The 24,352-nt window shown below is 70.4% G+C and carries 23 protein-coding genes and 1 pseudogene (1 of these 24 running past the window's edge); 5 read left to right on the top strand and 19 right to left on the bottom strand.

Annotation, left to right across the window (positions count from 1 at the left end; genetic code table 11):
- The 11 genes and pseudogenes from QZV94_RS00275 to QZV94_RS00225 form a co-directional block, all read right to left on the bottom strand.
- Positions 1–237 (bottom strand): annotated as a pseudogene (locus QZV94_RS00275) (response regulator transcription factor); it reaches 421 nt to the left of the window's first position.
- A gap of 30 nt (positions 238–267) precedes the next feature.
- Positions 268–1,830, bottom strand: coding sequence for a Do family serine endopeptidase (locus QZV94_RS00270; RefSeq protein ID WP_293675787.1), 1,563 nt, complete (start codon positions 1,828–1,830; stop codon positions 268–270).
- A gap of 142 nt (positions 1,831–1,972) precedes the next feature.
- Complete coding sequence (locus QZV94_RS00265) at positions 1,973–2,425, bottom strand: cytochrome c-type biogenesis protein (protein WP_293675786.1); 453 nt, start codon at positions 2,423–2,425, stop codon at positions 1,973–1,975.
- Entirely contained in the window at positions 2,422–4,392 is a 1,971-nt protein-coding gene (locus tag QZV94_RS00260; protein ID WP_293675785.1) for a heme lyase CcmF/NrfE family subunit, read from the bottom strand. Before QZV94_RS00260 ends, QZV94_RS00265 begins: the two co-directional genes overlap by 4 nt.
- Positions 4,389–4,904, bottom strand: a complete 516-nt coding sequence (gene ccmE / locus QZV94_RS00255; RefSeq protein WP_293675784.1) for a cytochrome c maturation protein CcmE — start codon at positions 4,902–4,904, stop codon at positions 4,389–4,391. The genes QZV94_RS00260 and ccmE overlap by 4 nt, the downstream gene beginning before the upstream one ends.
- Complete coding sequence (ccmI, locus tag QZV94_RS00250) at positions 4,901–5,974, bottom strand: c-type cytochrome biogenesis protein CcmI (RefSeq protein WP_293675783.1); 1,074 nt, start codon at positions 5,972–5,974, stop codon at positions 4,901–4,903. The genes ccmE and ccmI overlap by 4 nt, the downstream gene beginning before the upstream one ends.
- A gap of 89 nt (positions 5,975–6,063) precedes the next feature.
- Positions 6,064–7,431, bottom strand: a complete 1,368-nt coding sequence (locus tag QZV94_RS00245) for a hypothetical protein (protein ID WP_293675782.1) — start codon at positions 7,429–7,431, stop codon at positions 6,064–6,066.
- An 81-nt stretch (positions 7,432–7,512) separates the two neighbouring features.
- Positions 7,513–8,922: an ATP-binding protein gene (locus QZV94_RS00240; protein WP_293675781.1), complete on the bottom strand. Its 1,410-nt coding sequence runs from the start codon at positions 8,920–8,922 to the stop codon at positions 7,513–7,515.
- Between the two features lie 10 nt (positions 8,923–8,932).
- Positions 8,933–9,625, bottom strand: a complete 693-nt coding sequence (locus QZV94_RS00235) for a response regulator transcription factor (protein ID WP_293675780.1) — start codon at positions 9,623–9,625, stop codon at positions 8,933–8,935.
- 32 nt (positions 9,626–9,657) lie between these two features.
- Positions 9,658–9,987, bottom strand: a complete 330-nt coding sequence (locus tag QZV94_RS00230; protein WP_293675779.1) for a hypothetical protein — start codon at positions 9,985–9,987, stop codon at positions 9,658–9,660.
- 374 nt (positions 9,988–10,361) lie between these two features.
- The gene (locus QZV94_RS00225; RefSeq protein WP_293675778.1) at positions 10,362–11,321 is read right to left on the bottom strand and encodes a DnaJ C-terminal domain-containing protein; all 960 of its coding nucleotides are present in this window, start codon (positions 11,319–11,321) and stop codon (positions 10,362–10,364) included.
- 142 nt (positions 11,322–11,463) lie between these two features.
- On the opposite strand from QZV94_RS00225, the gene QZV94_RS00220 reads away from it, so the two are divergent.
- A complete protein-coding gene (locus tag QZV94_RS00220; RefSeq protein WP_293675777.1) occupies positions 11,464–11,910 on the top strand; it encodes a DUF805 domain-containing protein in 447 nt (148 codons plus the stop codon).
- On the opposite strand, the gene QZV94_RS00215 is transcribed toward QZV94_RS00220, so the two are convergent.
- Positions 11,907–12,371, bottom strand: a complete 465-nt coding sequence (locus QZV94_RS00215) for a YcgN family cysteine cluster protein (RefSeq protein ID WP_293675776.1) — start codon at positions 12,369–12,371, stop codon at positions 11,907–11,909. The two genes, QZV94_RS00220 and QZV94_RS00215, sit on opposite strands and share 4 nt — an antisense overlap.
- Positions 12,372–12,451: 80 nt before the next feature.
- Between QZV94_RS00215 and QZV94_RS00210 the strand changes: the two genes are divergently transcribed.
- From QZV94_RS00210 to QZV94_RS00195, 4 genes are all read left to right on the top strand, one after another.
- The gene (locus tag QZV94_RS00210) at positions 12,452–14,257 is read left to right on the top strand and encodes an ABC-F family ATP-binding cassette domain-containing protein (protein WP_293675775.1); all 1,806 of its coding nucleotides are present in this window, start codon (positions 12,452–12,454) and stop codon (positions 14,255–14,257) included.
- Positions 14,258–14,748: 491 nt separating this feature from the next.
- Positions 14,749–15,738 (top strand): ABC transporter substrate-binding protein, encoded by a 990-nt coding sequence (locus QZV94_RS00205; RefSeq protein ID WP_293675774.1) that lies wholly within the window; start codon positions 14,749–14,751, stop codon positions 15,736–15,738.
- Positions 15,739–15,784: 46 nt separating this feature from the next.
- Positions 15,785–16,522 carry an ABC transporter ATP-binding protein gene (locus QZV94_RS00200; protein WP_293675773.1) on the top strand — a complete coding sequence of 246 codons (738 nt, stop codon included), beginning with the start codon at positions 15,785–15,787 and terminating at the stop codon, positions 16,520–16,522.
- A complete protein-coding gene (locus QZV94_RS00195) occupies positions 16,519–17,277 on the top strand; it encodes an ABC transporter permease (protein WP_293675772.1) in 759 nt (252 codons plus the stop codon). Before QZV94_RS00200 ends, QZV94_RS00195 begins: the two co-directional genes overlap by 4 nt.
- Here QZV94_RS00195 and QZV94_RS00190 read toward each other — a convergent pair.
- The 7 genes from QZV94_RS00190 to minD form a co-directional block, all read right to left on the bottom strand.
- Positions 17,255–18,619, bottom strand: coding sequence for a hypothetical protein (locus tag QZV94_RS00190; protein WP_293675771.1), 1,365 nt, complete (start codon positions 18,617–18,619; stop codon positions 17,255–17,257). The two genes, QZV94_RS00195 and QZV94_RS00190, sit on opposite strands and share 23 nt — an antisense overlap.
- Before the next feature lie 269 nt (positions 18,620–18,888).
- Complete coding sequence (locus QZV94_RS00185; RefSeq protein WP_293675770.1) at positions 18,889–19,608, bottom strand: pseudouridine synthase; 720 nt, start codon at positions 19,606–19,608, stop codon at positions 18,889–18,891.
- A gap of 20 nt (positions 19,609–19,628) precedes the next feature.
- Entirely contained in the window at positions 19,629–20,528 is a 900-nt protein-coding gene (locus tag QZV94_RS00180) for a methyltransferase (protein ID WP_293675769.1), read from the bottom strand.
- A gap of 6 nt (positions 20,529–20,534) precedes the next feature.
- A complete protein-coding gene (locus tag QZV94_RS00175) occupies positions 20,535–22,142 on the bottom strand; it encodes a peptide chain release factor 3 (RefSeq protein ID WP_293675768.1) in 1,608 nt (535 codons plus the stop codon).
- A gap of 11 nt (positions 22,143–22,153) precedes the next feature.
- Positions 22,154–23,209, bottom strand: a complete 1,056-nt coding sequence (locus QZV94_RS00170; RefSeq protein ID WP_293675767.1) for an ATP-dependent DNA ligase — start codon at positions 23,207–23,209, stop codon at positions 22,154–22,156.
- Complete coding sequence (gene minE / locus QZV94_RS00165) at positions 23,148–23,537, bottom strand: cell division topological specificity factor MinE (RefSeq protein ID WP_293675766.1); 390 nt, start codon at positions 23,535–23,537, stop codon at positions 23,148–23,150. The genes QZV94_RS00170 and minE overlap by 62 nt, the downstream gene beginning before the upstream one ends.
- Positions 23,534–24,352: a septum site-determining protein MinD gene (gene minD / locus QZV94_RS00160; protein WP_293675765.1), complete on the bottom strand. Its 819-nt coding sequence runs from the start codon at positions 24,350–24,352 to the stop codon at positions 23,534–23,536. Before minD ends, minE begins: the two co-directional genes overlap by 4 nt.

Here is a 24,352-nt window from a genome sequence, read left to right as displayed (position 1 = left end):
GGACAGGAACAGCACCGGTGTGCGGTCGCCCTCGCGGCGGAGGGTCTCCACCAGCCGGACGCCATCCATCTTGGGCATCATACGGTCGACGACCATCACGTCGAATCCGCCCCCCCGCGCGGCCGCGAGGCCCTCTTCCCCGTCAGCGCCGCGGAGGCAATCGTGGCCCGCCTCGCTGAGGCCCCGCGCCATCGCCTCGGCCGCCTCAAGGTCGTCCTCGACGATCAGGATCCGCATGTGTTTCCCGCCCTCTTCAGGATCGGAAGCCTACCCCGAAACCTTCAGCGGCAGGAAGGCGGTGCGGCCGTTGCGATAGACCCACACCACCACGTTGGTGCGGCCGGCCTTCTTGGCGGCGTCGACGGCGGCCGCCACGTCGGCCGGAGCGGCCACGGTGCGATCATTGGTGCGGGTGATCACGTCGCCACGACGCACGCCCTTGGTTCCGGCGTCGGAGGCGAGATCAACCTGCTCGACCAGGGCGCCTCGCACCTCGGGTGGCAGGTTCAGCCGGGTGCGCGTCGGCTCGTCGATCGCCCCGCGCGACATTCCGAGCACGGGCGCCTTGGCCGGCGCCACCACGCCTGGCGGGGTGCGGCCCGCGGCGCCGGGGGTGTTGTCGTTGGCCGCCAGCTCGCGCTCCGACGGGCGCACGCCCGAACGGATCTCGACCACGCGCGGCTTGCCGTCGCGGATGACGCTGAGGCGCAGCAGCTCGCCTGCCCGCACGCGGGCCACCTGACGGGTCAGCTCCGACGAGCTCTTGATGCTGGTCCCGTTCACCGAGGTGACCACGTCACCCACCTGCAGCCCTGCGCGTTGCGAGGGCCCGCCGGCCGAGATGTCGGCTACGATGGCGCCCTTCTGGTCGCCCAGGCCCTGGGCCTCCGCCATCTCGGCGGTAAAGTTCTGGATGGTCGCGCCAATGTAGCCGCGCTCGACCTTCCCGCCATTGATCAGCTGCTTGGTCGTAGCGTCCGCGACCTCCGCGGGGATCGCGAACCCGATGCCCACCGAGCCGCCGGACGGCGAGAAGATCGCGGTGTTGACCCCGATCACGCGCCCGTAGACGTCGAAGGTCGGACCCCCGGAGTTGCCGCGGTTGATGGGCGCGTCGATCTGGATGTAGTCGACAAAGGTCTCGCCGATGTCGCGGCCATACGCAGAGACGATGCCGGCCGTGGCCGTGCCGCCCAGGCCGAAGGGGTTGCCGACGGTGATCACCCAGTCGCCGACCCGCGGCTTGCCGGCGCCTTCGAAGTTCACGAACGGGAACGGACCGCGCCGGCCCTTCACCTTCAGCACCGCCAGGTCCGTGGCCTCGTCGCGCCCGACGACTTCGGCCTCCAGTTCGCTCTCGTCCTTCAGCACCACCTTGATGCTCTCGGCGTTCTCCACGACGTGGTTGTTGGTGACGACATAGCCGTCGGCGGAGATGAAGAAGCCCGAGCCGGACGAACGTTGCGTCGGCAGCCGCGGCTGGCCCTGCTCGGTGCGGCCGCCCTCGTCCTCGCCACCGCCGTCGGGTCCGAGCTGCGGGCCGCGCGGGATGATCCCGAAGCCCGGGATCTGGCGCAGGGCGGCCGGGTCGACCCGGCTGGTCACGTTGATGGAGACCACCGCCGGCGAGACGCGCTCGAAGATGTCGGCGAAGGACAGCGGTGCGCCCGGGGGCGGAGCGAAGATGGGCGCGGTCGAGGCCTTGATCAGCCCGGGCGCGAGCTCCGCATGGGCTGCGGGCAGCCGCATCCCCGCGCCCGCCACGGCGGCGGCCATCACGCCGGCGCCGGCGATGGCGCCCAGGAGGTAACCGGTCTTCTTCGTCGTCATCAGTCTTTCAGGTCCCTGCGCCGGCCGGGAAACACGCCGCGCTCGTTCAAACTAGGGCGGATGCGCCGAAGTGCAACGCCCCTCAAGTTACGTTTAGGTCACCCTAGGCATGCCTTCACGTCCAATCTGGGGCAGGAAGGTGTCAGCTGGCTTCGTCCCGGCTGAGCGCGCGCAAGCGTTCGGCTTCCAGGGGCGTGAGCTCGGCGTCAGGCGCTCGGCTCCGCAGGCGCAGGAACAACAGCACAGCCCCCGCCAGCACCACGAGGAAGGGGCCGCTCCAGAGCAGGAGATTGCTGGCCGAGAAGCTGGGGGTCATCAGCACGAACTCGCCGTAGCGCTCGGTGAGGAAGGCCTTGATCTCTCCTTCGCTTCGGCCGGCCTTCACCTGCTCGCGGACGATCAGGCGCAGGTCCCGGGCGAGGTCGGCCTCGCTGTCGTCGATGGACTCGTTCTGGCACACTAGGCAGCGCACATCGCGGAAGATTTCCCGCGCCCTGGCCTCCTGGGCGGGGTCGGCCAGGCGCTCGGCCGGATCGGAGGCCGCCGCCACGCAGAGTACGCCGGCAAGGGCCGCCAGGAGGGCCCGGACCCTCACGCTGCCCGCTCCCGCCGCCGCCCCACGGCCAGGCGCAGCCGCCGGTCGCTGAGCGAGACAACGCCGCCCAGGGCCATGATCGCGGGCCCGAGGAAGATGAGGCTGGCCCAGGGGTTCCAGTAGGCGCGCACCAGCCACGCCGCTCCCACGCCCGGACGCCGTTCGCCCAGCACGACGTAGATGTGGCTGGCCCCGCGGTAGCACAGGCCGACTTCCGAGGTGGTCTGGCCGTCCACGGTGAATTGCCGTCGCTCGGGATGGACCCGGCAGACCGCCCTGCCGTCCTTGGTAACCGAGATTTCCGCGCGATCGGCGTCGTAGTTCGGCCCCGTGACAGGGCGCACGCCGTCCAGGCGGACGTGGTAGGCGCCTATGTCGAGCGCCCCCCCCACCTGCAGCGCCTCGGCCGCCTCCACCTTCCACGCCGTCTCGAACACCGCACCCATGACGAAGACGCCGAGGCCCAGGTGCGCGAGGGTCATGCCCCAGGCCCCGCGCGGGAGGCCGGTGAGCCTGCGCCAGCTCTCCGCCGCAGGGACGCGGAAGGCGCGCGTGCGCTCAACGATCTCGGTGAGGGCACCAACCACCAACCAGCCGCCGAGGCCCACGCCCGCAGCGCCGAGCACCTTGCGCGGAGCCACGAGCAGGGCCGTCAGCAGGGCCACCGCCGCAAAGGCCAGCAACGCCACCCACAGTCGCTGCACCACACCCCGCGCGTCGCCGCGCTTCCAGGCCAGCAGCGGGCCGGCGGGCACGAGGATTAGCAGAGCCACCATCAGCGGCGTGAACGTCAGCCCGAAATAGGGCGGCCCCACCGAGATCGCCTCGCCGGTCATGGCCTCGCGGATCAGCGGATAGAGGGTGCCCAGCAGGACCGTCATCGTCGCCGCCGCCAGGAGGATGTTGTTGAGCACCAGCGCGCTCTCACGGCTGATCGGGGCGAACAGGCCGCCCTTCGCGAAGCTCGGCGCACGCCATGCGAACAGCGTGAAGCCCAGGCCGGCGGTGACCCCCAGGATGATCAGCAGGAGCACGCCCCGGGTCGGGTCCACCGCGAAGGCATGCACGCTGGTCAGCACGCCCGAGCGCACCAGGAAGGCGCCCAGCATGGAGAACGTGAAGGACGCCAGCGCCAGGAACACCGTCCAGCCGGCCAACGCCCCACGCTTCTCGGTGACAACCGCCGAGTGGAGCAATGCGGTGGCGATCAGCCAGGGCATGAAGCTGGCATTCTCCACCGGATCCCAGAACCACCAGCCGCCCCAGCCCAGTTCGTAGTAGGCCCAGAAGGCCCCGAGCGTGATGCCGACGGTCAGGCAGCTCCAGGCCGCGAGTGTCCAGGGCCGGACCCACCTGGACCAGGCGGCGTCGACCCGTCCCTCGATCAGCGCCGCGACCGCGAACGAGAACACCACCGACATGCCCACGTAGCCCGCGTAGAGGAACGGGGGGTGCACGGCGAGCGCCGGATCCTGCAACAGTGGGTTCAGCGAACGGCCCTCCACCGGCGGCGTCAGCACGCGGGCCAGCGGATTGGAGGCGAACACCGTGTAGGCCAGGAACACTGTTCCCAAGAGGCCCTGGGTGGCCACGGTCAGCGCACGCAGGCCCCGTGGCAGGCCGCCGCCCAGGCCCGCCGCAGCTGCGCCGAACCCGGTCAAGGCCAAGCACCACAACAGCATCGAGCCTTCGTGGCTGCCCCAGGTCCCGGCCACCCGGTAGATCAGCGGCTTCTCGGTGTGCGAGTTCATTGCAACGTTGGCCACCGAGAAGTCCGAGACCACAAAGGCGTGCATCAGGGCCGCGAAGGCCAGCGCAACCGCTCCGAACGCCGCCAGCGCTGCGCCTTCACCGGCCCCGGCCAGCGGCGCGGAGCGGCGCACGCGGCCGGCGAGCGACAGCCCGACCTGGGCGATCGAGAGCGCCAGCGCCAGGATCAGCGCGAAGGCGCCGGCTTCGGCGATCACGTCGGGCCGCGCCCCGTCTTGTCGCCGTAGGCCGGTGGCCCATATGCGGGCGGGGGGGCGCCCTTGCCGCGCCACTCGCCCTGTTCCTTCAGCGCGTCGGCGACTTCCTTGGGCATGTAGGTCTCGTCGTGCTTAGCCAGCACGCGCTTGGCCTCGAACACCCCGTCGGCGCGGTAGGCTCCCTCGGCGACGATCCCCTGCCCCTCGCGGAACAGGTCCGGCAGGTCGCCCTGGAAGACCACCCGGTCGGCGGAGATGTTGTCGCGCACGGTGAACTCCACGCGCCCGTCCGGGTGTTTGACCACCGAACCCTCGGTGACCAGCCCGCCCAGTTGGATAGCCCGTCCCGGCTCCGGCTTGGCCGCGGCGGCCTGGGAGGGTGTGTAGAAGAACGAAATCGAGTCCCGCATCCCGAAGAGGGCCAGGCCCACGGCCACGGCGACGACCGGGGCGATGATCGACAGCAGCAGCAGGCGCGTGCGCGCCTTGCGGGATTTCGGCAGGAAGCTCATCGGTTCACGTCCGCGCGCGCGGCCTCATCCAATTGTTCAAGCACCTTGGGCGCCTTGGCGTAGCGGGCGCGAGCCGAAGCATAGGCTGCGTCCCGCTTGCCGGTGTCGCCCATCACAGCATAGGCGCGCACCAGACGCACCCAACCTTCCGCGTCATCCGGATTGGCCGCAAGGCGAGCGGCCAGCCCCGAGACCATCCCCTCGATCATCGCCAACTGCTGCGGATCGACGCCCAGCGTCGGCTTGCCCTCGAGCCGGGCGATCTGCGCGCGGACCTGCTGGCGCGGCTCGCCGTCCGGAAGGTCGCTGGCCAGCGCCGTCAGGTCGGCTATGGCCTCGCCCGTGCGGCCGGCGTCGGCCTTGGCGCCGGCCAGGAAGAACCGTGCGGTCGGGTCCCCGGGCGCCAGGGCCAGCCGGCGCTCGAAGGCGGCCTGCGCACCGGCATTGACCTTGCCGCCGGCCGCCGCGACCTCGGCCTGACCCAGCATCAGCCAGACTTCGGGACGCTCCGGCGCCAGCGCCGCGGCGCTGCGCAGGGCGCGAACCGCCGCGATCGGATTGTTCGCCGCGTTCTCCGCAAGGCCCAGCAGCCGGAAGCCCTCGGCCTCGCCCGGCCGCTTGGCGACCGCCTGGCGCAGGACCGCGGCGATCTCCGGCGCGGTCAGGGTGTTGAGGTCAGCCCCCTGCCAACGGGCCAGGCGTTCAGCGTACGGCTGGTCGGCCGTCCCCGGCGAGCCCAGCGAAAGATAGAGCGCAAGGGCAAGCGCGGGGGCCGCCGCGGCGGCCAACAGCGCCACCCGCCGCGCGCCGGGATCCGCGCCCCAGGACTGGACCGGCGCATCGGTGGCCGCCAGCAGCCGGCGCCCGGCCTCGGCATGCGCCGCCGAACGCTCCGCCTCGCCCATCAGGCCGCGTTCCGCCAGGTCGTCGATCTCCGACAGCTGGCGGCGGTAGAGTGCGGGCGCAGGATCGAGCGCGCCGGCCTCTCGCGAAGCTCCGGCGGATCGCAACAGGATCAGACCCGCAGCGACCGCGGCGAGCACGCCGGCCACACACCAGAACAGCAACATAGCCGCGCGTGTAGCCGAAACCTCGCCGCCGCGCGAGGGGGCCGTCGGCGGCTGAGCCGTCCACGCTGTTCACTCGTCGGGAAGGCGTCCTACGCCTGGGCTTCCATGTGTGCTTCAGGGTGGATCGCCGCGTGGGCTCGGCGACGCACAAGTTCGGCGGCCTTGTCTCCCGCGAGCAGCTCGCTGAACTCGGCGGCCACCTCCAGGAAGGCGGCAGCGTTCTCGATCGGCTCCGCCTCCCCGGTATGGATCAAGTCCAGCACCTCTTCCACGTAGTGGTGGACATGCTCGGTCAGCTTCTCCACCAGCTTGGCGCGGGTGGACGAGAAACCCCCGTAGTTGGCCGTGGTGCGCAGCTCGTCGGAGAAGGACAGCAGAGTGATGGCGCGCGCCACCAGCCGTGTCTCGGGCGGCGCCGAGACCTTGGGCGCGGCGCGGCGGACGCGGGCATTTCGGGCGGGCTGCATGGGCAGGGCCTCGATGGCGGCCTTGTCGGCCTCCCTAAGCCGACCTTCGACCACGCTGGCCAGGCTGGCGCGCTGCTTCACGATCCGCAGGCCCCATCCCTGGTCGCGCTGCAGGTCCATGCAGGTCTCGAGCTCGAGGATCTGCTGGACGATAAGTTCGGCCCGCTTGGCGGCGGCGCGGCCGGCGGCAGGCCCTTCGTCGGCGTTGAGGCCGCCGATTTCCACCAGCGCCTTGTCGATGTCCTCAAGCACCCCTTCGCCGAAGCTGGAGAGCTCGGAGTCTCGCAGGTAGCGCTCGGTGGGCTTGTCCATCACCGCCGAGATGACCCGCAGGACCATCCACGGCTGGGCCATCTGGGCCGCCAGCATGTGGAAGAAGCGTGGGCCGGCGTCCTCGGCGATTTCGACGGCGTCCTTGTAGGCCAGGCGCGAGGCCGCGGAGGTCTCGCCGCCGGGATGAGTGACCCACTCCGCCAGGCGTTGGTTGGCCTTGCGCACGACGGAGGCGATGTCGAGGCAGCTGGCCAGCACCTCCGCCGAACCGGGCCTGCGGGCCTCGCAGAGCTCGGCCGCCGTCCGGAACTCCGGAACCTCGCGTTCGCGCAGGCCCTTGGCGGCGATGGCCGCGAGCTTGTCCTGGACCGCGAGGATCGCCTGGGCGACGCCGCCCTCCGGTGGATTGGCTGCGAGTTCGATCAGGTCGGGCTCGATGCGGCGCAGGCCCCGCCAGATCAGGGCGAAGGCAAGCGGCGGGAAGCTCATCACCCGCGGATCGCTGCTCGCCATGCACATCGGGGCGACTGGCCCCAGCACGGTATTGCGGAGGGTGCGGTCCTGGAACTCGAGTTCCACCAGCCGGCGCACACCGCCCAGGACGCTGTCGTCGGAGGTCTTGGCCAGGGCCTGTTGAAGATTGCCCACGACCTTGTCCGGCGCGGTTTCCACCAGCGTCCGAACAATCTCGATCTTGCGCTCGGAAAGCGCGCCCATGGACGTGTCGGCTCCAAAGGACTCTACAGGCCCATGGACCATGCCTTCTTGCCGGTTAAGGCTTTCCGAAGGTTGGCCTTTTCAGGTTTCTGCGCGCGGCAGGTCAACGGTGACGCGCAGGCCGCCCAGGCTGGAGTCCCCGAGTTGCAACACGCCGCGGTAGGCGCGCGCCAGCTCGTCGATGATCGACAGCCCCAACCCCGAGCCCGGCGCGTTCTCGTCGAGGCGAGCGCCCCGGCGCACCACCTCCTCGCGCTGATCGGCGGTCAGCCCCGGCCCGTCGTCCTCCACGGTCAGGCGCAGGCTCTCCGGGCCCAGCGGTGCGGCGCGTACCCGCACCTTGGCGCGGCCGAACTTGCCGGCGTTCTCCATGGCGTTGCCGGCGATCTCCATGAAGTCCTGCCGCTCGCCCTGGAACCAGAGGTCCTCGGGGGCGTCCCAGTCGATGGCGACGCCCTTGTCGCGGAAGATCCGCGCCAGGGTGCGGGCCAGCTCGTCCAGCACCTCCGGCACGGACGTGCGTTCGCCCTGCCCTTGGCTGCGGGCGGCGGCGCGGGCGCGGCGCAGGTGGTGGTCGACCTGCTGGCGCATGATGTCGGCCTGCCGAGTGACCACCTCGGCCAAGGGGCCCGGCCGCTGGCTGGATTCGGTCATCATCACCGAGATCGGGGTCTTCAGGGCATGCGCCAGATTGCCCACATGGGTGCGCTGGCGCTCTACGGTCTCCTGGTTGTGGGCCACGAGCGCGTTCAGCTCATCGGAAAGCGGCTTGAGTTCGGACGGGTAGTCAGCCTCCAGGCGCTCGGCCTTGCCGCGGCGCACCTCGGCCACCTCCTGGCGCAGGGCGAACAGCGGCCGCAGGCCCACCCGCACCTGCACGACGACGGCGATGATCAGTCCGCCGCCCAGCAACAAAAACGCGATGGCCGTCGCGGCGACGAAGTTGCGCACTTCCCGGTCGATGGGGCCGCGGTCCTCGGCGGCCATGTAGACCACCGGCGCCTCGCGCCCGTAGAAGCGGGTCCAGCGGGCCACCACGCGGATCCGTTCACCCGCCTGCGGGCCGGCGGTCTCGAAGGCGATGGCCTTGCGGGGATTGGCGCGCAGGCGCTGGACCAGGTCCGGTGGCGTGGGGATCTCGGCGTCGAACAACGAGCGCGAGGTCAGACCCTCAATGGCCCTGAGCCGTCCATCCGGCCCCGGCTCGGCGATCTCCCAGTAGCGCCCGGAATAGGCCCTGAGCGCCCGTAGGTCGGTGAGGGCCGGGGCGATCACCTGCCCCTCCTCGATGGTGGTGCCTGTGATCAGGTTGTCGATCAGGTCGGACAGGGTGGCGTCGAACCGGCGCAGCGCGGCCTGCTGGAACAGCAGCGCCAGCACCAACGCCGAGATCACCAGGGCCGCGAAGCTCCAGCCGACGGCCAGGATCACCAGCCTGCGCGCGAGCGAGGGGGTTCGCAGCCGCTGGAGCGTGCCCCCCCAGAAACTCACGCGGGCCGGCTCACGTCTTGGCGGCTTCGGCGTCCACCTCGTCGGCGGGGCAGACCAGGCGATAGCCCAGGCCGCGCACCGTCTCGATGCGGTCGGCGCCGATCTTCTTGCGCACCCGGCCGATGAACACCTCGATGGTGTTCGAGTCGCGATCGAAGTCCTGGTCGTACAGATGTTCCACCAGCTCTGTGCGGCTGATCACCCGGCCCTGGTGCATCATGATGTAGTGCAGCAGCCGGTATTCCAGCGACGTGAGCCGCAGCGGTTCGCCGTTCACGCTGGCCCGGGCAGCGCGCGGATCCAGGCGCAGTCCGCCGCAACTGAGGCTGGGCGAGGCGTGCCCGGCGGTGCGGCGCAACAGGGCGCGTAGGCGGGCCAGCAGTTCCTCGGTGTGGAACGGCTTGGTCAGGTAGTCGTCGGCCCCGGCGTCGAACCCGGCCACCTTCTCGCTCCAGGCCCCTCGGGCGGTAAGGATCAGGACCGGCGTGGCCATGTTCTCGCGCCGCCAGCGCTCCAGCACGGAGACCCCGTCAACCTTGGGCAGCCCCAGGTCCAGAATCACCGCGTCATAGGGTTCCGTCTCGCCCAGGAACTGGGCTTCCTCTCCGTCGGGGGCGTGGTCGACCGCATAGCCGGCGTCGGCCAGCGCCAGCTTGAGCTGCCGCGACAGGTCCGGATCGTCTTCAACAAGCAGGATGCGCACGGGGCGTTTCCTCTCCTTCGGATTTCAATACGTCAGCCGCCCTGGCGGCCGATCACCTGGCCGCTCTCGGCGTCGACGACAAACACGACCACCCGCCCGTCAGCCATCTGCCACTGGACGAAATAGGCGCCCCGGCCGCCCTGCGCACCCATGCTGGTGTTCAAGTGACGGCCCGGATAGCGCGCACGCAGCATGTCCAGAACGCGCGACAGCGGGACCTGGCGCCCGGACTTGGCGCCCTCGCGGGCCTGGGCCTGGTCCCCGCGCCCGGCGCCAAGCACCGGACGGCCTTCCTGCGCCGCCGCGGCCATCGGGCCGGCGACGGTTGCGATCAGCGCGGCGATGGCGAGAACGCGTCTCATGCGACCCCAGTTACGCGAGCGGTACTGAACCCCCGCTGAACGCTGATCTAACCGGACGTTAGCCTGAAGCCTAGCCGTTGGCCCGTACACAGTGCGTCAGCGTCGCGCAAAAGACGACGCGCGCGCCTTGGGTGGCAGGACTTGGCGGGGGCGCTGAAGATCGTCGAGATCATCGCAGACGCCTTCCGCCCGGATTGGGTCTGCCAACGGCTTCGTTCCGTCGAGCGAGCCAGGCAAAGACCGCTTCCGGCCGTCGATCGCGTGGGCCCAGGTCGGCGACGTCCCATCCCGCTGGCTCGGCGCTGCCGAGCCGCCAGCAGAGGTTCGTCGCTCCTTCGGCGGCAAGCCTTCGGATCTGGCTCTGATCGACCTCTCTACCGCCGTTTCGGCGTGTACGGTCGCTTCGCCTTCATCTCCGCGGCGAAGGTTTCCAGCGTGGCGTCCGGCGGGTCCGGCAGCGTTACCACCAGGCGGGCGTAGAAGTCGCCGCGGTGGCCTTTGGCGTCGGGCATGCCCCGGCCCTTGAGCCGCAGGCGCGCGCCGGTGTTGGTCCCCTTGGGTACGGTCAGCGTCACCGGGCCGTCCGGCGTCGGCGCCTCGACCTTTCCGCCCAGCACCGCGTCATAGAGGGTGATCGGCAGGTCCATCACCAGGCCGTCGTCCTCGCGCCGGTACAGCGGGTGCGGGCTGATGCCGATCTCGATGAAGGCGTCGCCGGCCCCCGCCCGGCCGGGCGAGCCCTGGCCCTTCAGCCGCAGGGTCTGGCCCTCCTGCGCGCCCTTGGGAATGGTCACGTCGATGGTGCGGCCGTCGGAGAAGGCGATCCGCTGCTTGCCGCCGCGGATGGCGTCGACCAGGTCGATGTCGAGCTTGGCGCGGACGTCCGCGCCCCGCTGCGAGAACCCGCCGAACCCACCACCCGCGCCGCCGGGCCGCGCGCCGCCGGCGCGGCCGCCGAACATCTCGCCCAGGATGTCGCCAAGGTCGGCGCCCTCGAAGGTCTCGGTGCGGAACCCGCCTCGGCCACCCGGGCCGCCCTGGCCGAAGCCGCCGCCGGGCTGCGCACCCCACGGCCCACGCGCCCCGCCGAAACCGCCACCGAAGGTCTCGCGCCCGTCGGCGTCGATCTCGCCGGCGTCGAACTTCTTGCGCTTCTCGACGTCGCCGATGATGTCGAAGGCGGCGCTCACCTTCTTGAACCGCTCCTCGGCGGCCTTGTTGCCGGGGTTGGTGTCGGGATGATTCTCCTTGGCGAGCTTGTGGAACGCCTTGCGGATCTCGCCCGCGCTGGCGGTCCGAAGGACGCCCAGCTCCTGATAGGGGTCGCGCGCCAAGCTCGTTAGAATCCCTGAATGACCATGCCGAAGGTGTGAGTACTAGATTGGCTCGCGGGTCCCGTCACGCAAGGCGGTGTGTGATCATTAGGCAACAGGGTTGCCACGCTCCCCAGGTTCTGATTTTGTTCTTTGGGGCGTCATGGAACCGTTGAAGCGACAAATATGGTTCACGGGACGGGTAGCGCGGACGCGTTACGCCGTGACGATGATACTCGTGCTAGCGGGCGGCTGGGCGCTCCACCTGCTCGCGCAGGCCGTAGCGTATGCCATTCCGTTGGTATTTCCCTTCATTGGGGCCACATCGATCGTCGCTGAATTTCTGCTGCTCTGGCTCACGTTCACGCTTTCAGCGCGGCGGTTGCACGACCTGGGGCGATCAGGCTGGTGGCAGCTTGCGCCTTTGGCCGCGACCACGGCTCTCTTGGCGCTGGCAGAGCCGTCCTGGATCCAAGCCCTCGGCCTCAATGAGTATGTAGCGGACGTTGCGATCCTGGCCGCGTTCGCCGTCTACTTCGGCTTTCTCTTCTCACTGGCCCTTGTCCGCAGCGACCCGAATTCCAACCGGTTCGGGCCAGCGCCGGCTTAGTCCTCCCCCCGCTCCACGATCAGGTCCCAGGCCGCGAAGTCCAGCGCGTCCTCCGGGTCGGCCAGCACCTCTTCGCTGATCGTCTGACCGCGGACGGAGATGCCGGCGCGGTGCGTGCTCTCCGGGTCGCCCGTGATCAGCGGATGCCAGTCGGCCAGCTCGCGGCCCTCGTGCAGGCGGCGGTAGGCGCAGCTCTTGGGCATCCACTCCAGCGCCTCGATGTTGTGCGGCGTCAGCTTGATGCAGTCGGGCACATGCCGGTGGCGGGCGGCATAGTTCGAACAGCGGCAGGCGTCGGGATCGAACAGCTTGCAGTGCACCCGGGTCGGGAACACCTGGCCGGTGGCCTCGTCCTCGAACCGCACCAGGCAGCAGAGCCCGCAGCCGTCGCACAGGCTCTCCCACTCCTTGGTGGTCATCTGCTCGAGCGTCTTGCGCCGCCAGAAAGGTTCGCCGGACATCGCCGGGGTGTAGGCCCGCAGGCGGCGCGACAGAAGCGCGAACTTGCTTCGCGGCCCGCAACCTCTATGTCAGCGCCCCCATGAGAGCGCCGATCCTCGCCCTTAAGGACGTCCGGCTGGCGGACGGTCCCCTGATGCTGTTCGACGGCGTCGACCTGGCCATCGACGCGCGCGTCCGCGCCTGCCTGGTGGGACGCAACGGGGCCGGCAAGTCGACGCTGCTGCGCATACTGGCGGGCCAGATCGAGCCGGACGGCGGCGAGCGCAACGTCACCGCGGGAACCACCATCGCCTTCGTCCCGCAGGAGCCAGAGATCACTGGCGCCACGCTGCTGGATCACGTGACCGCCGGCGGCGCGCCCGCGCACCGCGGCGAGGCCGCCCTCACCGACTTCGGTCTGGACCCGGCCAAGGCCGCGACCGGCCTCTCTGGCGGCGAGATCCGGCGCACGGCGCTGGCCCGCGCGTTCGCGGAGGAGCCGGACGTCATCCTGCTGGACGAGCCCACCAACCACCTGGATATCCTGGCCATCGAGACCCTCGAGGCAGAGCTCGCGGCCTCCAAGTCCGCCGCCCTGATCGTCAGCCACGACCGGGCTTTCCTGGAGAGGGTGACCAAGCGCTGCTTCTGGCTGGAGTACCGCCAAGTGAAGCGCCTGGACGACGGTTTTGCCGCCTTCGACGAGTGGGCCGAGAAGATCACCGCCGCCGAAGCCGAGGAAGCGCGCCGCCTGGACCGCTACATCGAGCGGGAACAGCACTGGATGGCCCGCGGCGTCACCGGCCGCCGCGCCCGCAACGAAGGCCGTCGCCGCCGGCTCGACAGCCTGCGCCAAGACAAGGTCGACCGGCTGAAGGACACCCGCGCCGAACTGAACATGGGCATCGCCAGCTCCGGCGTGTCCGGCAAGCGCGTCGTCGAGGCCAAGGGCGTCTCCAAGGCGTTCGGCGACAAGGTCCTGCTCAAGGGCTTTTCCACCCGCATCCTGCGCGGCGACCGGGTCGCGGTGGTCGGGCCGAACGGGGCTGGGAAGACCACCCTGGTGAAGGTGCTGCTGGGCGAGATCCCCGCCGACAGCGGCGAGATCAAGCTGGGGACCAACCTGGAAGTGAATTACATCGACCAGGCGCGCGCCACGCTCCAGGCCGACATGACGCTGCGCGACGTCCTGCTCCCCCTGGGCGGCGACCACGTGCTGGTGCGCGGCCAGCCGCGGCACGTGATCTCCTACGCCAAGGACTTCCTGTTCACCGAGGCGCAGCTGCGCCAGCCGGTGAAGAGCCTGTCGGGCGGCGAGCGCAACCGCCTGCTGCTGGCCCGCGCGCTCGCGCACCCCGCCAACGTCATGGTGCTGGACGAGCCCACCAACGACCTCGACATGGACACCCTGGACCTGCTGGAGGATCTCCTGGCCGACTACGACGGCACGCTGATCCTGGTCAGCCACGACCGCGACTTCATCGACCGCCTCGCCACCTCCACCATCGGCCTGGATGGGACAGGACGGGCGGTGGAGACGCCGGGCGGGTGGCAGGACTTCCTGAGCCAGAACCCCGGCTTCTTCGGCGGCCGCGTCGCGCGCGAGCCGGCCCGCGGCGGCGCGGCGAAGCCGACGTCCCCGCCGCCGCCAGCGAAGGCTGCCGCCAAGCTGTCGTTCAAGGACCAGCGCCGGCTGGCCGAGCTCGAGGCCCTGGTCCACGACATGCCCGGCAAGATCGCCGCCCTCGAGACCGCCATGGCCGATCCGGACCTCTACCGCCGCGACCCGGCGGGGTTCGAACGCTACAGCCGCGCCCTGGAAGCCGCCCGCTCCCAACTCGCCGCGGCAGAAACGGAATGGATGGCTCTGGAAGAGCGCCGCGAGGCCCTGGAATCCGGTCGCTGAGGCTCCGCCTCCGTTTCCTGTGGACCAAGTTTTCCCGCTGATTCACAATGGGAATGCGACGCGCCGGCGTCAGTTATCCACCCGTTGATCACCGCATTTCGACACTCGCGACACAGCCGGCCCCGCGGGCTCGCTTGCGTCACAAAAGCTTCGGGCGCACCGTCCTCTTGCCGACAGGAACTGCGGCGCGGCGGACGGAGAAGCTGGCGACAGCCGACCCCAAGCAAGCGAGCGGAGTGTCCGGCCCAAGGCGTTCAACACCGGGGCGACCCGGGACTTGAAACCGGCAGGTTTGGCATCGCGGCCACGGACGAAACGGGGCGACCCGAGACGAAACTGGCCGTTGGCCTAGAGGCGCAGGTCCCCCAACGGATCTGTATAGAGGGCGGAGCCCCGGGCAACCGGAGCGCCGCCCTCTTGCTATGCGGGGTTGCCCCTTGGAACCGCCGCCGCTGCGCCCTACCCTCGACCGCTCATGTCGAGGGGTCCCCATGAAGCTGTTGCGTAACCTCGTGCTGGCCACGGCCGTCGTGCTGGCCGCCTGTTCGCCGAAGACCGAGACCCCCAGGCCGGCCGGCGCGCCCACCGTTATCCGCTTCGCCACCGACTGGAAGGCGCAGGCCGAACTCGGCGGCTTCTACCAGGCGCAGGCCTCAGGCGAGTACGCCCGGCGCGGCCTGGACGTGAAGATCATCCAGGGCGGCCCCGGCGTGAACGTGCCGCAGCTGATGGCCGCCGGCGCCGTCGACATGGGCGTCGGCTCCAACGCCTACATCGTCGCCAATCTGGCCCAGGAGGGCGCCCCGGTGAAAGCGGTGGCCGCCTTCATGCAGAAGAACCCGCAGGTGCTCATCGCCCATCCGGACGCCGGTATCGAGACCGTCGCCGACCTCAAGGGCCACCCGATCCTCCTCTCCGACGCCTCGGTCTCCACCGTCTGGGTCTGGATGAAGGCCAAGTACGGTTTCACCGATGACCAGGTGCGCAAGTACGCCTTCAGCTCCGCGCCCTTCCTGGCCGACAAACGCTCCGCCCAGCAGGGCTATGTCACCAGCGAGCCCTACACGATCGAGAAGGAGACCGGGATGAAGCCCAAGGTCTTCCTGATGGCCGACGAAGGCATGGCCGGCTACGCCACGCTGGCGCTGGCCACCGACAGCCTGATCGCCAAAAACCCCGCCGCCGTGCAGGCTTTTGTCGAGGCCTCCGCCAAGGGCTGGCATGACTACCTGAACGGCGATGCGACCGCGGCCGACGCCCTGATCCGCAAGGACAATCCCGAGATGACCCAGGACGTCCTCGACCAGGCCCGCGCCAAGCTGAAGTCCTACCGGATCGTCGAAGGCGACAAGGGCCAGCCGCTGGGCGCCATGACCGAAGCCGACTGGAAGGCCTTCTTCGACGCCGGCGTCGCCCAGGGCCTCTATCCCAAGACCCTGGACCCGAAGCGGGCCTACACCCTGCAGTTCGCGCCGAAGTGATGGGTGCGCGGGAATCGACCTCCCCGCCTCGCGTGGGAGGCAAGAGGTGACCGTCGCCACCCTCACCGACGTCGAGGTCGACTACGCCCGCGGCCGCGCGCTCGGCCCGGTGTCGCTCAGCATCGCGCCGGGCGAAACGCTGGCGCTCGTCGGCCCCTCAGGCTGCGGCAAGTCCACGGCGCTGCGCCTGCTCGCCGGCCTCGAAGCGCCCTCGCGCGGCGTGGTCACCCGCGCCCCCGGCCGCGGCGAGACGGCGGTGGTGTTTCAGGCGCCGACGCTGGCCCCCTGGCTCGCGGCCCGCGCCAATGTCGCGCTGCCGCTGGAGCTCGCGGGCGTCGACGCCGCCGAGGCGCGCCGCCGCGCCGACGCCGCGTTGGGCCGCGTGGGCCTGGCCGGCGCCGAGGCCGCCCGGCCGGTGACGCTGTCCGGCGGCATGGCCATGCGGGTATCGCTGGCCCGCGCCCTCGTCACCGACCCAAAGCTGCTGCTGCTGGACGAGCCCTTCGCCGCCCTCGACGAGATTACCCGCCGGGCGCTGGCCGACGACGTGCTGGACCTGTGGGCCGCCACCCGCCCAGCCATCGTCTTCGTCACCCACAACGTCGAGGAGGCGGTCTACATGGCATCGCGGGTCGTGGTGCTCAGCAAAGGCCCCGGCCGGATCGTCGGCGACTTCGCCACCTCCGGCGCGATGCCGCGCCCACCCCACTTCCGCACCGAGCCGGGCTTCCGCGCTGCCGTCGAGCAGGTTTCCGCCGCGCTGGCGGAAGGCGTCGCCGCATGAGCCGCCTCGTCGCGCCCCTGCTGCTGACGGCGCTCCTGCTGCTCGTCTGGGAGGTCGCCTGCCGCGCCCTCGACGTCCCTTCTTACTTCCTGCCGCCGCCGTCCGCGGTGGCCATTTCCCTCAAGGAGAACCTCGCGGTCCTCATCGCGGCCGGCTGGCGCACGGTCTCGACCGCGGTGATCGCCCTGGTGCTGGCCAGCCTGATCGCCCAGGCCCTGGCGCTGATCACCGCCCTCAGCCCGCTGCTGGACCGCGCGATCCGGCCTCTGGCCTCGGTGGTGCAGGTGACGCCGGTGATCGCGATCGCGCCGCTGGTGCTGATCTGGGCCGGCCTCGACCATCCGCAGCGGGCGCTGGTGACGCTGGCCGTGCTGGTGGCCTTCTTCCCGATCTTCTCCGGCGCGGTGTCGGGCCTGCGATCCGCCGATCCGGACCTGGAGCGCCTCTTCAGCCTCTATGGCGCGAGCCGCTGGCAGAAGGTTCTGCGCCTGCGGCTACCCTCAGCCGTGCCCTTCCTTCTGGAAGGCCACAAGGTGGGCGCGGGCCTGGCGCTGATCGGCGCGGTGGTGGCGGAGTTCAGCGCGGGCAGCGGCGGCGTGCGCGGCCTCGCCTGGCAGATCCTGGACTCCTCCAACAAGCTGCAGACCGCCCGCATGATCGCCGCCCTGGTGGTGCTGGGCGCGATGGGCGTGGCTCTGCACGCCCTCCTCGAAGCCCTCGAACGCACCGGCCTCAAGTGGTGGCGGGGGCGCTGAGGCGCGCGGTCGCGTCGGTGGCCAGCACCGTCAGTGAGCGCAGCCCGTGGTCGGCGAAGACGTCCGTCGCGGCGTCCAACGCCATCAGGGCGGCGGCGCGGTCCCCGTGATCGGCGCCGGTCATGCCGATGCGGGCCTCGTAGAGCCGGGCCAGATGCAGTTGCGCCAGCGCCCAGCCAACCGGGTCGCGGCGCGGCGAGAGCTTGGCGAGTTCGAGTTTCATGGCCGCCTCGGCGGCGTCCAGCACGGCGCCATCACCGGTGAGTTCGGCCGAACGGGCCAGACACACGGCGCGCGCGCCCGCCGCCTGGCCGCGCAGCGCCAGGGTTGGCGCGTCGCGCAGCACCAGATCGGCGCGCTGATAGCAGCTGACGGCGTGCTCGAACGCGCGCGGATCGGCGGAGGCTTCGCCGAGCGCCTGCAACGCCTGGGCCAGCGCCACCTGTGTGCGGGCCCAATCGAGCGGGCTGTGCTCGCGATTGAGGTTGTCCAGCGCCATAGCCAGCGCGCCTGCGCCAGCGGCCAGCGCGTCGACGTCGCCCACGGCCTCACCCTTCAGGGCCAGGGACTGGCCGTGCATGATCTTGGCGCGGACCCAGGTCAGCGGCTCGTAGGCGTTGTCCAGGCGCTCGCCGGCGGCGGCGGCCTCCGCGGCGGCGGCGTCGATCAGGTCGCCGTCCTTCAGCCGGGCGCCGAACCCGGCCATCAGGTCCGCGCGGATGAGCCGGGCCTCGGCGGCAAGCGCGCGGGCCGCGGTCACCCGCTTGGCAATCAGGTCGAGCGCAGCGATCGGCTGGCTGAAGCGGGCGACCAGGGCCCATGCCTCAGCGGCGTCGGCCTTGTCCATCACGCGCCGACCTTCGATGGCAGTCAGGCCGACGTCGGCCAGGGGCGCGGCCAGGCCGCCCTTCACCACCCCCCGGGCCTCTCGGAAGGCCACCTCGGCGGCCGCGTTCAGGCCAGGATCGCCGAAGATCTCGGCGCCCAGCAGCGCGCAGAAAGCCTGTTCGCAGCGGGCGCGAGCCCAGCCGTCGGTGCGGCGGACGGCCTCGAAGCCGGCGGCGGCCGTCTCGGCGGACGCTGCGGCCTTGCGCAGGGCCACCGGGTCACCGGTGCGACGCGCGACCTCGCGCCAGACGATCGCCGCCTCGAGACGGCGCCGCGGCTTGTCCTTGGCGCTGATGCGGCCAGCGGCCACGTCGCAGGCCTTGGCCTCCTGGGCGAGCAAGCGGCAGTCAAGCAGCTCCAGCAGAGAGGAGTCACCGCCCGTCAGGCCATCGGTCGGCGCCTTCGCCTTCTCGGAAGCGAAGAAGCGCTTCAGCTCGCGGCCCAGTTCGAACATGAACGGCTCCGAGCCCGCTTCCCGCGTCCCACCTTGGAACGCGCCCCACGAGCTTTCTCGAACCTCAGCAAAGCCGGAGCCGAGCCTCTTAACAAGTCCTTAATTCGCTAAGTATGGTTAATTCGGTAAAAAATATTCTCCAGTAAAACAAGATGTTATCCGGAGACATGAGTTAATTTCTGGCACGCTTCTTGCTTGCAGACACTGGTTTCCCTCTCCACTTGCGGCCTGCTGGTGGCTAGCGACCTGGGCGATGGTACGCCGGAGCTTCAGGCGAAGACCGCCGCCTGTTCCTCTACCGTCAGCGCTCGCCAAGCCCCGGGCTCCATCTCGCCGGGCAGGTCCAGACCGCCGATGCGCTCGCGGTGCAAGGCGGTCACATGGTTTCCCACCGCAGCGAACATCCGGCGGACCTGGTGGTAGCGACCCTCCGTGATGATCAGCCGGGCTCTGGTGGGGCCCATCGGCTCCAGAACGGCTGGCGCCAGCGCGTCCCGCTCGCCTTCCAGCACCAGCGTCCCGGCAGCGAACACCTCAGCCTCCGAGCCCTCCAGCGGCCGGTCCAGGGTGGCGACGTAGCTCTTGGCCACCTTGGCCTTGGGCGAGATCACCCGGTGCAGGAACGGCCCGTCGTCGGTGATCAGCAGCAGGCCCGAGGTGTCCTTGTCCAACCGCCCTATGGTCGAGAGCGCCGGCATCCGCGCGCGCCAGCGCCTGGGCAATAGCTCGTAGACGCTACGGCCCTCCTCCCGGTGCGAGCAGACTACGCCCAAGGGCTTGTGCATCAGCACCGTGAGCGGCGCCGGCGGATCCATCGGCTGGCCCACCACCGTCATCCGTGACGGCAGGTCAGCCGTGACGGCGATGCGCGCGCCGGCGTCGCGCAGCTCGGCGCCATCCAGCACCACCTGGCGATGCCGCACCAGATCGGCCACCTCCCGGCGCGAGCCATAGCCCAGGTTGGCCAGCAGCCGGTCGAGGCGGGCCATGGGCGGTTTTGCAGGCCCCTTCACTTGCGCGCCTCGATTACCTTGTAGCCGCCGGCGTCGGCGCGCACCTCGGCGCTCGCGAAGCCCGCGGCCAGCGGCGCCTCGTAGGGCAGGTGCCGGTTGGCCACCAGCCAGCAGACGCCGCCCTTGCGCAGCCTCCCCGCCGCCGCCCCCACGAAGGCCACGCCCAGGGCGCGATCCTCGGCGCCGCCGTCGTGGAACGGCGGGTTCATCACCACGAAGTCGAGGTCGCTGAGCGCCACCCGGCGAACGTCCGCCCACACCACCTCGGCGCGCGGATCATCGAGGTTGCGGCGCGCGCAGTCGGCGGCGCGCCGATCGACGTCGACGCAGGTGAGCGACGTCACCTGCGCGGACGCCAGCACCGCATGGGCCAGGATTCCGACCCCGCACCCGAGGTCTGCACCCCGGCCGGCCAAGGGCGGCAAAAGCTCCTTCAGCCGCGCGCTCCCCGGGTCGACGCGGTCCCAGCTGAACACCCCCGGCTGCGACCACACGCCCAGCGCCGGCACGACGCGCGGGGCGCCCGACGCGATCGCCGCCGCGATTCCGATCAGCGTCGCCGGCCGGACCACGCGGCAGAACCTGTGGTGCCGCCGCGCCGTCTCGCTGACCTCGCACCCGAACCCTTCGAGCGACTTCTTCAGCCGCCCGCCACCCTTGTCCTTCGGCGCGAAGGCCATGAGCGATCCGCCTGGCCTCAGCACCCGCAGCGCCTGGGCGAGCACATGGTCGCGCTCCAGGGTCCCGGCCGGCGCCAGGACCACGCCCTCATCCATGCTGACGTCGATGGCGGCCAGATCCTGCGACCCTGGGATCAGCGGCGAGACCTGCACCGCGCCCGGCGGGACGTCCACGAGACCGGGCGCGGGGGCGCCATAGAGGAAGGCGCCGCCCACGCGGCCCTACGCCCGTTCCTTGGAGCGTTCGAAGCGGATCTTCGGATAGCGATCGACCGCGTAGCCCACGTCCCAGGCGCTCTTGGCCAGGAACACCGGCTGCTCGTCGATGTCGGTCCCCATCGCCGAGCGATGCTTGCTCACGAAGTCCTCCAGGTCGGCCTTTTCGCCCACCAGCCACCGCGCCTCGCCGAACGGGCTGGGCTCGAAGATGACGTCCAGCTGGTATTCCTCCCGCAGGCGATCGGCCATCACCTCGAACTGCAGTTGGCCCACCGCGCCGACGATGAAATCCGCTCCGAGGTCGGGGCGAAACAGCTGCGTCACGCCCTCCTCGGCCAGGCTCTCCAGCGCCTTCTTCAAGTGCTTGGCCTTGAGCGGATCCTTCACCCGCACCCGCTGCAGGATCTCCGGCGCGAAGTTGGGCAGGCCGGCGAACCGCAACGTCCCGCTCTCCGACAGACTGTCGCCCACCCGCAGCACCCCGTGGTTGGGGATGCCGATGACGTCGCCGGCATAGGCGTCCTCGGCCAGTTCCCGGTCCGAGGCGAAGAACATCATCGGCGCATTCACGCTGAGCTGCTTGCCGGTGTTCTGCACCTTCAGCTTCATGCCGCGGACGAACCTGCCCGAGCACAGCTTGAGGAAGGCGATCCGGTCGCGGTGGTTGGGGTCCATGTTGGCCTGGACCTTGAACACGAAGCCGGTCACCTCGCGGTCGCCGGGCGCCACGTGCATGTCCTCGCCGCCCTTCCGCGCGGCCACCGTCTTCGGCGGCGGGGCGTAGGCCCCCAGGCCCTCCAGCAACTGGTCGACGCCGAAGTGGCGCAGCGCCGAGCCGAAGAACACCGGGGTCATGTGGCCTTCCAGGAACGATTGCGGGTCGAAGGCCTTCAGCCCGCCCAGCGCCAGCTCTGCGTTCTCGCTCAGCTCCTCCTGCTCGTCGGGCTCCAGATAGCTCACCACCGCATTGCCCTTGAAGGCGATCGGGGCGGGGTGCCCGTCCTCGTCCTCCTTGGGGCCGCCGCCCTTCTTCATGAACGGCAGGAACTGCTGACGGCGCAGGTCCAGCATGCCCTTGAAGCGGCCGCCGGAACCGGCCGGCCAGTAGAGCGGCGCCGGATCCAGCTGCAGCTTCGAGGCTACCTCGTCCAGGAGCTCGAACGGGTCCTGCGCCTCGCGGTCCATCTTGTTGATGAAGGTGATGATCGGGATGTCGCGCATCCGGCAGACTTCGAACAGCTTCAAGGTCTGCGGCTCGATACCCTTGGCTGCGTCCAGCACCATCACCGCAGCGTCTGCAGCCGTCAGGGTGCGGTAGGTATCCTCCGAGAAGTCCTCGTGGCCGGGCGTGTCCAGCAGGTTGAACATCAGCCCGGCGTGGTCGAACGTCATCACGCTGGCCGAGACGGAGATGCCGCGCTCGCGCTCGATCTTCATCCAGTCCGACCGGGTGCGCCGGTTCTCCCCGCGCGCCCGCACCGCTCCGGCCGCCCGGATCGCGCCGCCGGCCAGCAGCAGGTTCTCCGTCAGCGTCGTCTTGCCGGCGTCCGGGTGCGAGATGATCGCGAAGGTGCGCCGGCGGGCGGCCTCGGCGGCGGGAGAGGTGGTCATGGCGCGCGCACCTAGCGCGCGGCGCCGGCCTTAGCAATTGCGGCGGCGAGCGTCGCCGGCGCGGCCACGGCGCGAATCTGCTCGAATGTGCACTGCTCCGGCGCCTTGTCCGGCCGCCAGCGGACCAGCTTCGTCCCGTGCCGGAAACGATCGCCGGTGACATGGTCGTACCGGACCTCCACCACCAGCTTGGGCTTCAGCGGCGTCCACTCCCCCGTGCGCTCGGTGCTCCACCGGCTGGGACCGCCAGGCGCATCGCCGGTGAAGCCGGAGCCGCCCACAAGCGCCTCGAGCCGCCGGGTCAGCGCGGGCCGCTCGGCGTCGGTGATGGTGGAGGTGTAGCCGACGTGATCGAGCTTGCCCTCGGCGTTGAAGAGCCCGAGCAGCAGCGAACCGACCTGCCGGCTATCGCGCTCGTAGCGGTAGCCGCCCACGACGCAGTCGGCCGTGCGGATGCGCTTGATCTTCAGCATCGCCCGCTCGCCGGCGAGGTACGGCCCATCCGCCCGCTTGGCGACCACGCCGTCGAGGGCCGGACCCACCTCCTCCAACCATTCGCAGGCCTCGGCGCGATCTTCGGTCCCGGGCGACAGCCGCACCGTCGCCGTCCTGCCGAACCGCTTCACCACCGCCTCCAGCGCCCTGCGCCGCATGCGCAGCGGCGCGTCGGCCAGCGCGTCGCCGTCCGCGTCCATCAGGCAGTCGAACAGGACCAGCGCGGCCGGCTGTTCGGCCGCCAGCTTCGCCACGCGGCTGGCCGCTGGATGGAGCCGCATCTGCAGGGCCTCGAAAGAGAGTCCGCCGTCCACCGCGATGGTCAGCTCCCCATCCACGACGAACCGGTCCACCGGCAACGCCAGCAGGGCGGCGGCCACATCGGGGAAGAAGCGGTTCAGCGACTTGCCGGACCTGGCCTTCAGCAGCACCTCGCCGCCTGATCGATAGGCCAGACAGCGGAAGCCGTCCCACTTCGGCTCGAACCGCCAGCCGGCCTCCGACGGAAGCTCATCGACGAGCTTGGCCTCCATCGGCGCGAGATCGAGCGGCACGGGCAGGTCGCGGAGCATCGCCGTTGGAAGGCGCCGGCGCCGTCCCGGTTCCAGAAGACCTCGCGCGCGGCGCGGCTTTCGCGTGTCCGCCTGCGAGCGTGGCGTCCGGCATTTCGATGTCGATTTCCAGCGTCGAGACCTGGTCGCCGCGGTCCAGCTTCACGACCACGCGGTCACGGTCGATGGGGATGTGGCGCGCGATGACCTCGAGGATCTCCTGCTTCAGGACCGCCGCCAGGTCGGCTCCCCCGGCCAGGCCGCGTTCATGGGCGAGCAGCAGCTGGAGGCGATCACGGGCGACGGGCGCCGAGCGGCGTCCGCGGCCGAAGAAGTCGAGGATGCTCATGCCGCCCTCCGGCCGAACAGGCGGCTCATGAGGCTGGTCTTCCGCTCGCGGGGCGTACGGATTGCGATCGTCTCGCCCATCAGACGACGCGCCGCGTCATCATAGGCGCGGGCGGCTGGCGATGTCGGATTGTGCAGCGTCACCGGGCAGCCGAGGTTGGACGCCGTCAGGACGTCCGGGCTTTCCTGCACGATCCCGAGCAGCGGGATCGCCAGGATCTCCAGAACGTCATCGACGCTCATCATCTCGCCGCGGGCCGCCCGGGCGGGGTCGAAGCGGGTCAGGAGCAGCTGCTTGTCGATCCGTTCGCCGGCCTCGGCGCGCCGGGTCTTGGAGTCCAGCATGCCGATGATGCGGTCGGAGTCGCGCACCGAGGAAACCTCGGCGTTCGTCACCACGACTGCCGTGTCGGCGAACCGCATGGCCATCATGGCGCCCTTCTCGATGCCGGCCGGGCTGTCGCAGATGATCCAGTCGAAGCTCTCGCGCAGCTCTTCGATCACCCTGCCGACGCCCTCTTCGGTGAGCGCGTCCTTGTCTCGGGTCTGGGACGCAGGCAGCAACGACAGGTTCTCCAGCCGCTTGTCGCGGATCAGCGCCTGCGGGAGCTTGGCGTCGCCCTGCACCACGTTGACCAGGTCAAAGACCACCCGCCGCTCGGCGCCCATCACCAGGTCGAGGTTGCGCAGGCCCACGTCGAAGTCGACCACCACCACCTTGTTGCCGGCCCTGGCCAGCGAGGCCCCGAGCGACGCGGAGGATGTGGTCTTGCCCACCCCGCCTTTTCCGGAGGTGACGACGACGACGTTGGACAT

Origin of the sequence: uncultured Phenylobacterium sp., from assembly GCF_902826855.1 — a bacterium.
Classification (GTDB): Bacteria; Pseudomonadota; Alphaproteobacteria; order Caulobacterales; family Caulobacteraceae; genus Phenylobacterium.
The sequence above is the reverse complement of the archived record's forward strand: the minus strand, read 5'-3'. Positions and strand labels throughout refer to the sequence as shown.

What these genes read in the sequence shown, in the direction of transcription:
- QZV94_RS00270 (WP_293675787.1), bottom strand. Translation starts at nt 1,830, where the DNA reads ATGACGACGAAGAAGACCGGTTACCTCCTGGGCGCCATCGCCGGCGCC.
- ccmE (WP_293675784.1), bottom strand. Translation starts at nt 4,904, where the DNA reads ATGAGCTTCCTGCCGAAATCCCGCAAGGCGCGCACGCGCCTGCTGCTG.
- ccmI (WP_293675783.1), bottom strand. Translation starts at nt 5,974, where the DNA reads ATGTTGCTGTTCTGGTGTGTGGCCGGCGTGCTCGCCGCGGTCGCTGCG.
- QZV94_RS00245 (WP_293675782.1), bottom strand. Translation starts at nt 7,431, where the DNA reads ATGGGCGCGCTTTCCGAGCGCAAGATCGAGATTGTTCGGACGCTGGTG.
- QZV94_RS00230 (WP_293675779.1), bottom strand. Translation starts at nt 9,987, where the DNA reads ATGAGACGCGTTCTCGCCATCGCCGCGCTGATCGCAACCGTCGCCGGC.
- QZV94_RS00220 (WP_293675777.1), top strand. Translation starts at nt 11,464, where the DNA reads ATGGAACCGTTGAAGCGACAAATATGGTTCACGGGACGGGTAGCGCGG.
- QZV94_RS00215 (WP_293675776.1), bottom strand. Translation starts at nt 12,371, where the DNA reads ATGTCCGGCGAACCTTTCTGGCGGCGCAAGACGCTCGAGCAGATGACC.
- QZV94_RS00210 (WP_293675775.1), top strand. Translation starts at nt 12,452, where the DNA reads ATGAGAGCGCCGATCCTCGCCCTTAAGGACGTCCGGCTGGCGGACGGT.
- QZV94_RS00205 (WP_293675774.1), top strand. Translation starts at nt 14,749, where the DNA reads ATGAAGCTGTTGCGTAACCTCGTGCTGGCCACGGCCGTCGTGCTGGCC.
- QZV94_RS00195 (WP_293675772.1), top strand. Translation starts at nt 16,519, where the DNA reads ATGAGCCGCCTCGTCGCGCCCCTGCTGCTGACGGCGCTCCTGCTGCTC.
- QZV94_RS00190 (WP_293675771.1), bottom strand. Translation starts at nt 18,619, where the DNA reads ATGTTCGAACTGGGCCGCGAGCTGAAGCGCTTCTTCGCTTCCGAGAAG.
- QZV94_RS00185 (WP_293675770.1), bottom strand. Translation starts at nt 19,608, where the DNA reads ATGGCCCGCCTCGACCGGCTGCTGGCCAACCTGGGCTATGGCTCGCGC.
- QZV94_RS00175 (WP_293675768.1), bottom strand. Translation starts at nt 22,142, where the DNA reads ATGACCACCTCTCCCGCCGCCGAGGCCGCCCGCCGGCGCACCTTCGCG.
- QZV94_RS00170 (WP_293675767.1), bottom strand. Translation starts at nt 23,209, where the DNA reads ATGCTCCGCGACCTGCCCGTGCCGCTCGATCTCGCGCCGATGGAGGCC.
- minE (WP_293675766.1), bottom strand. Translation starts at nt 23,537, where the DNA reads ATGAGCATCCTCGACTTCTTCGGCCGCGGACGCCGCTCGGCGCCCGTC.
- minD (WP_293675765.1), bottom strand. Translation starts at nt 24,352, where the DNA reads ATGTCCAACGTCGTCGTCGTCACCTCCGGAAAAGGCGGGGTGGGCAAG.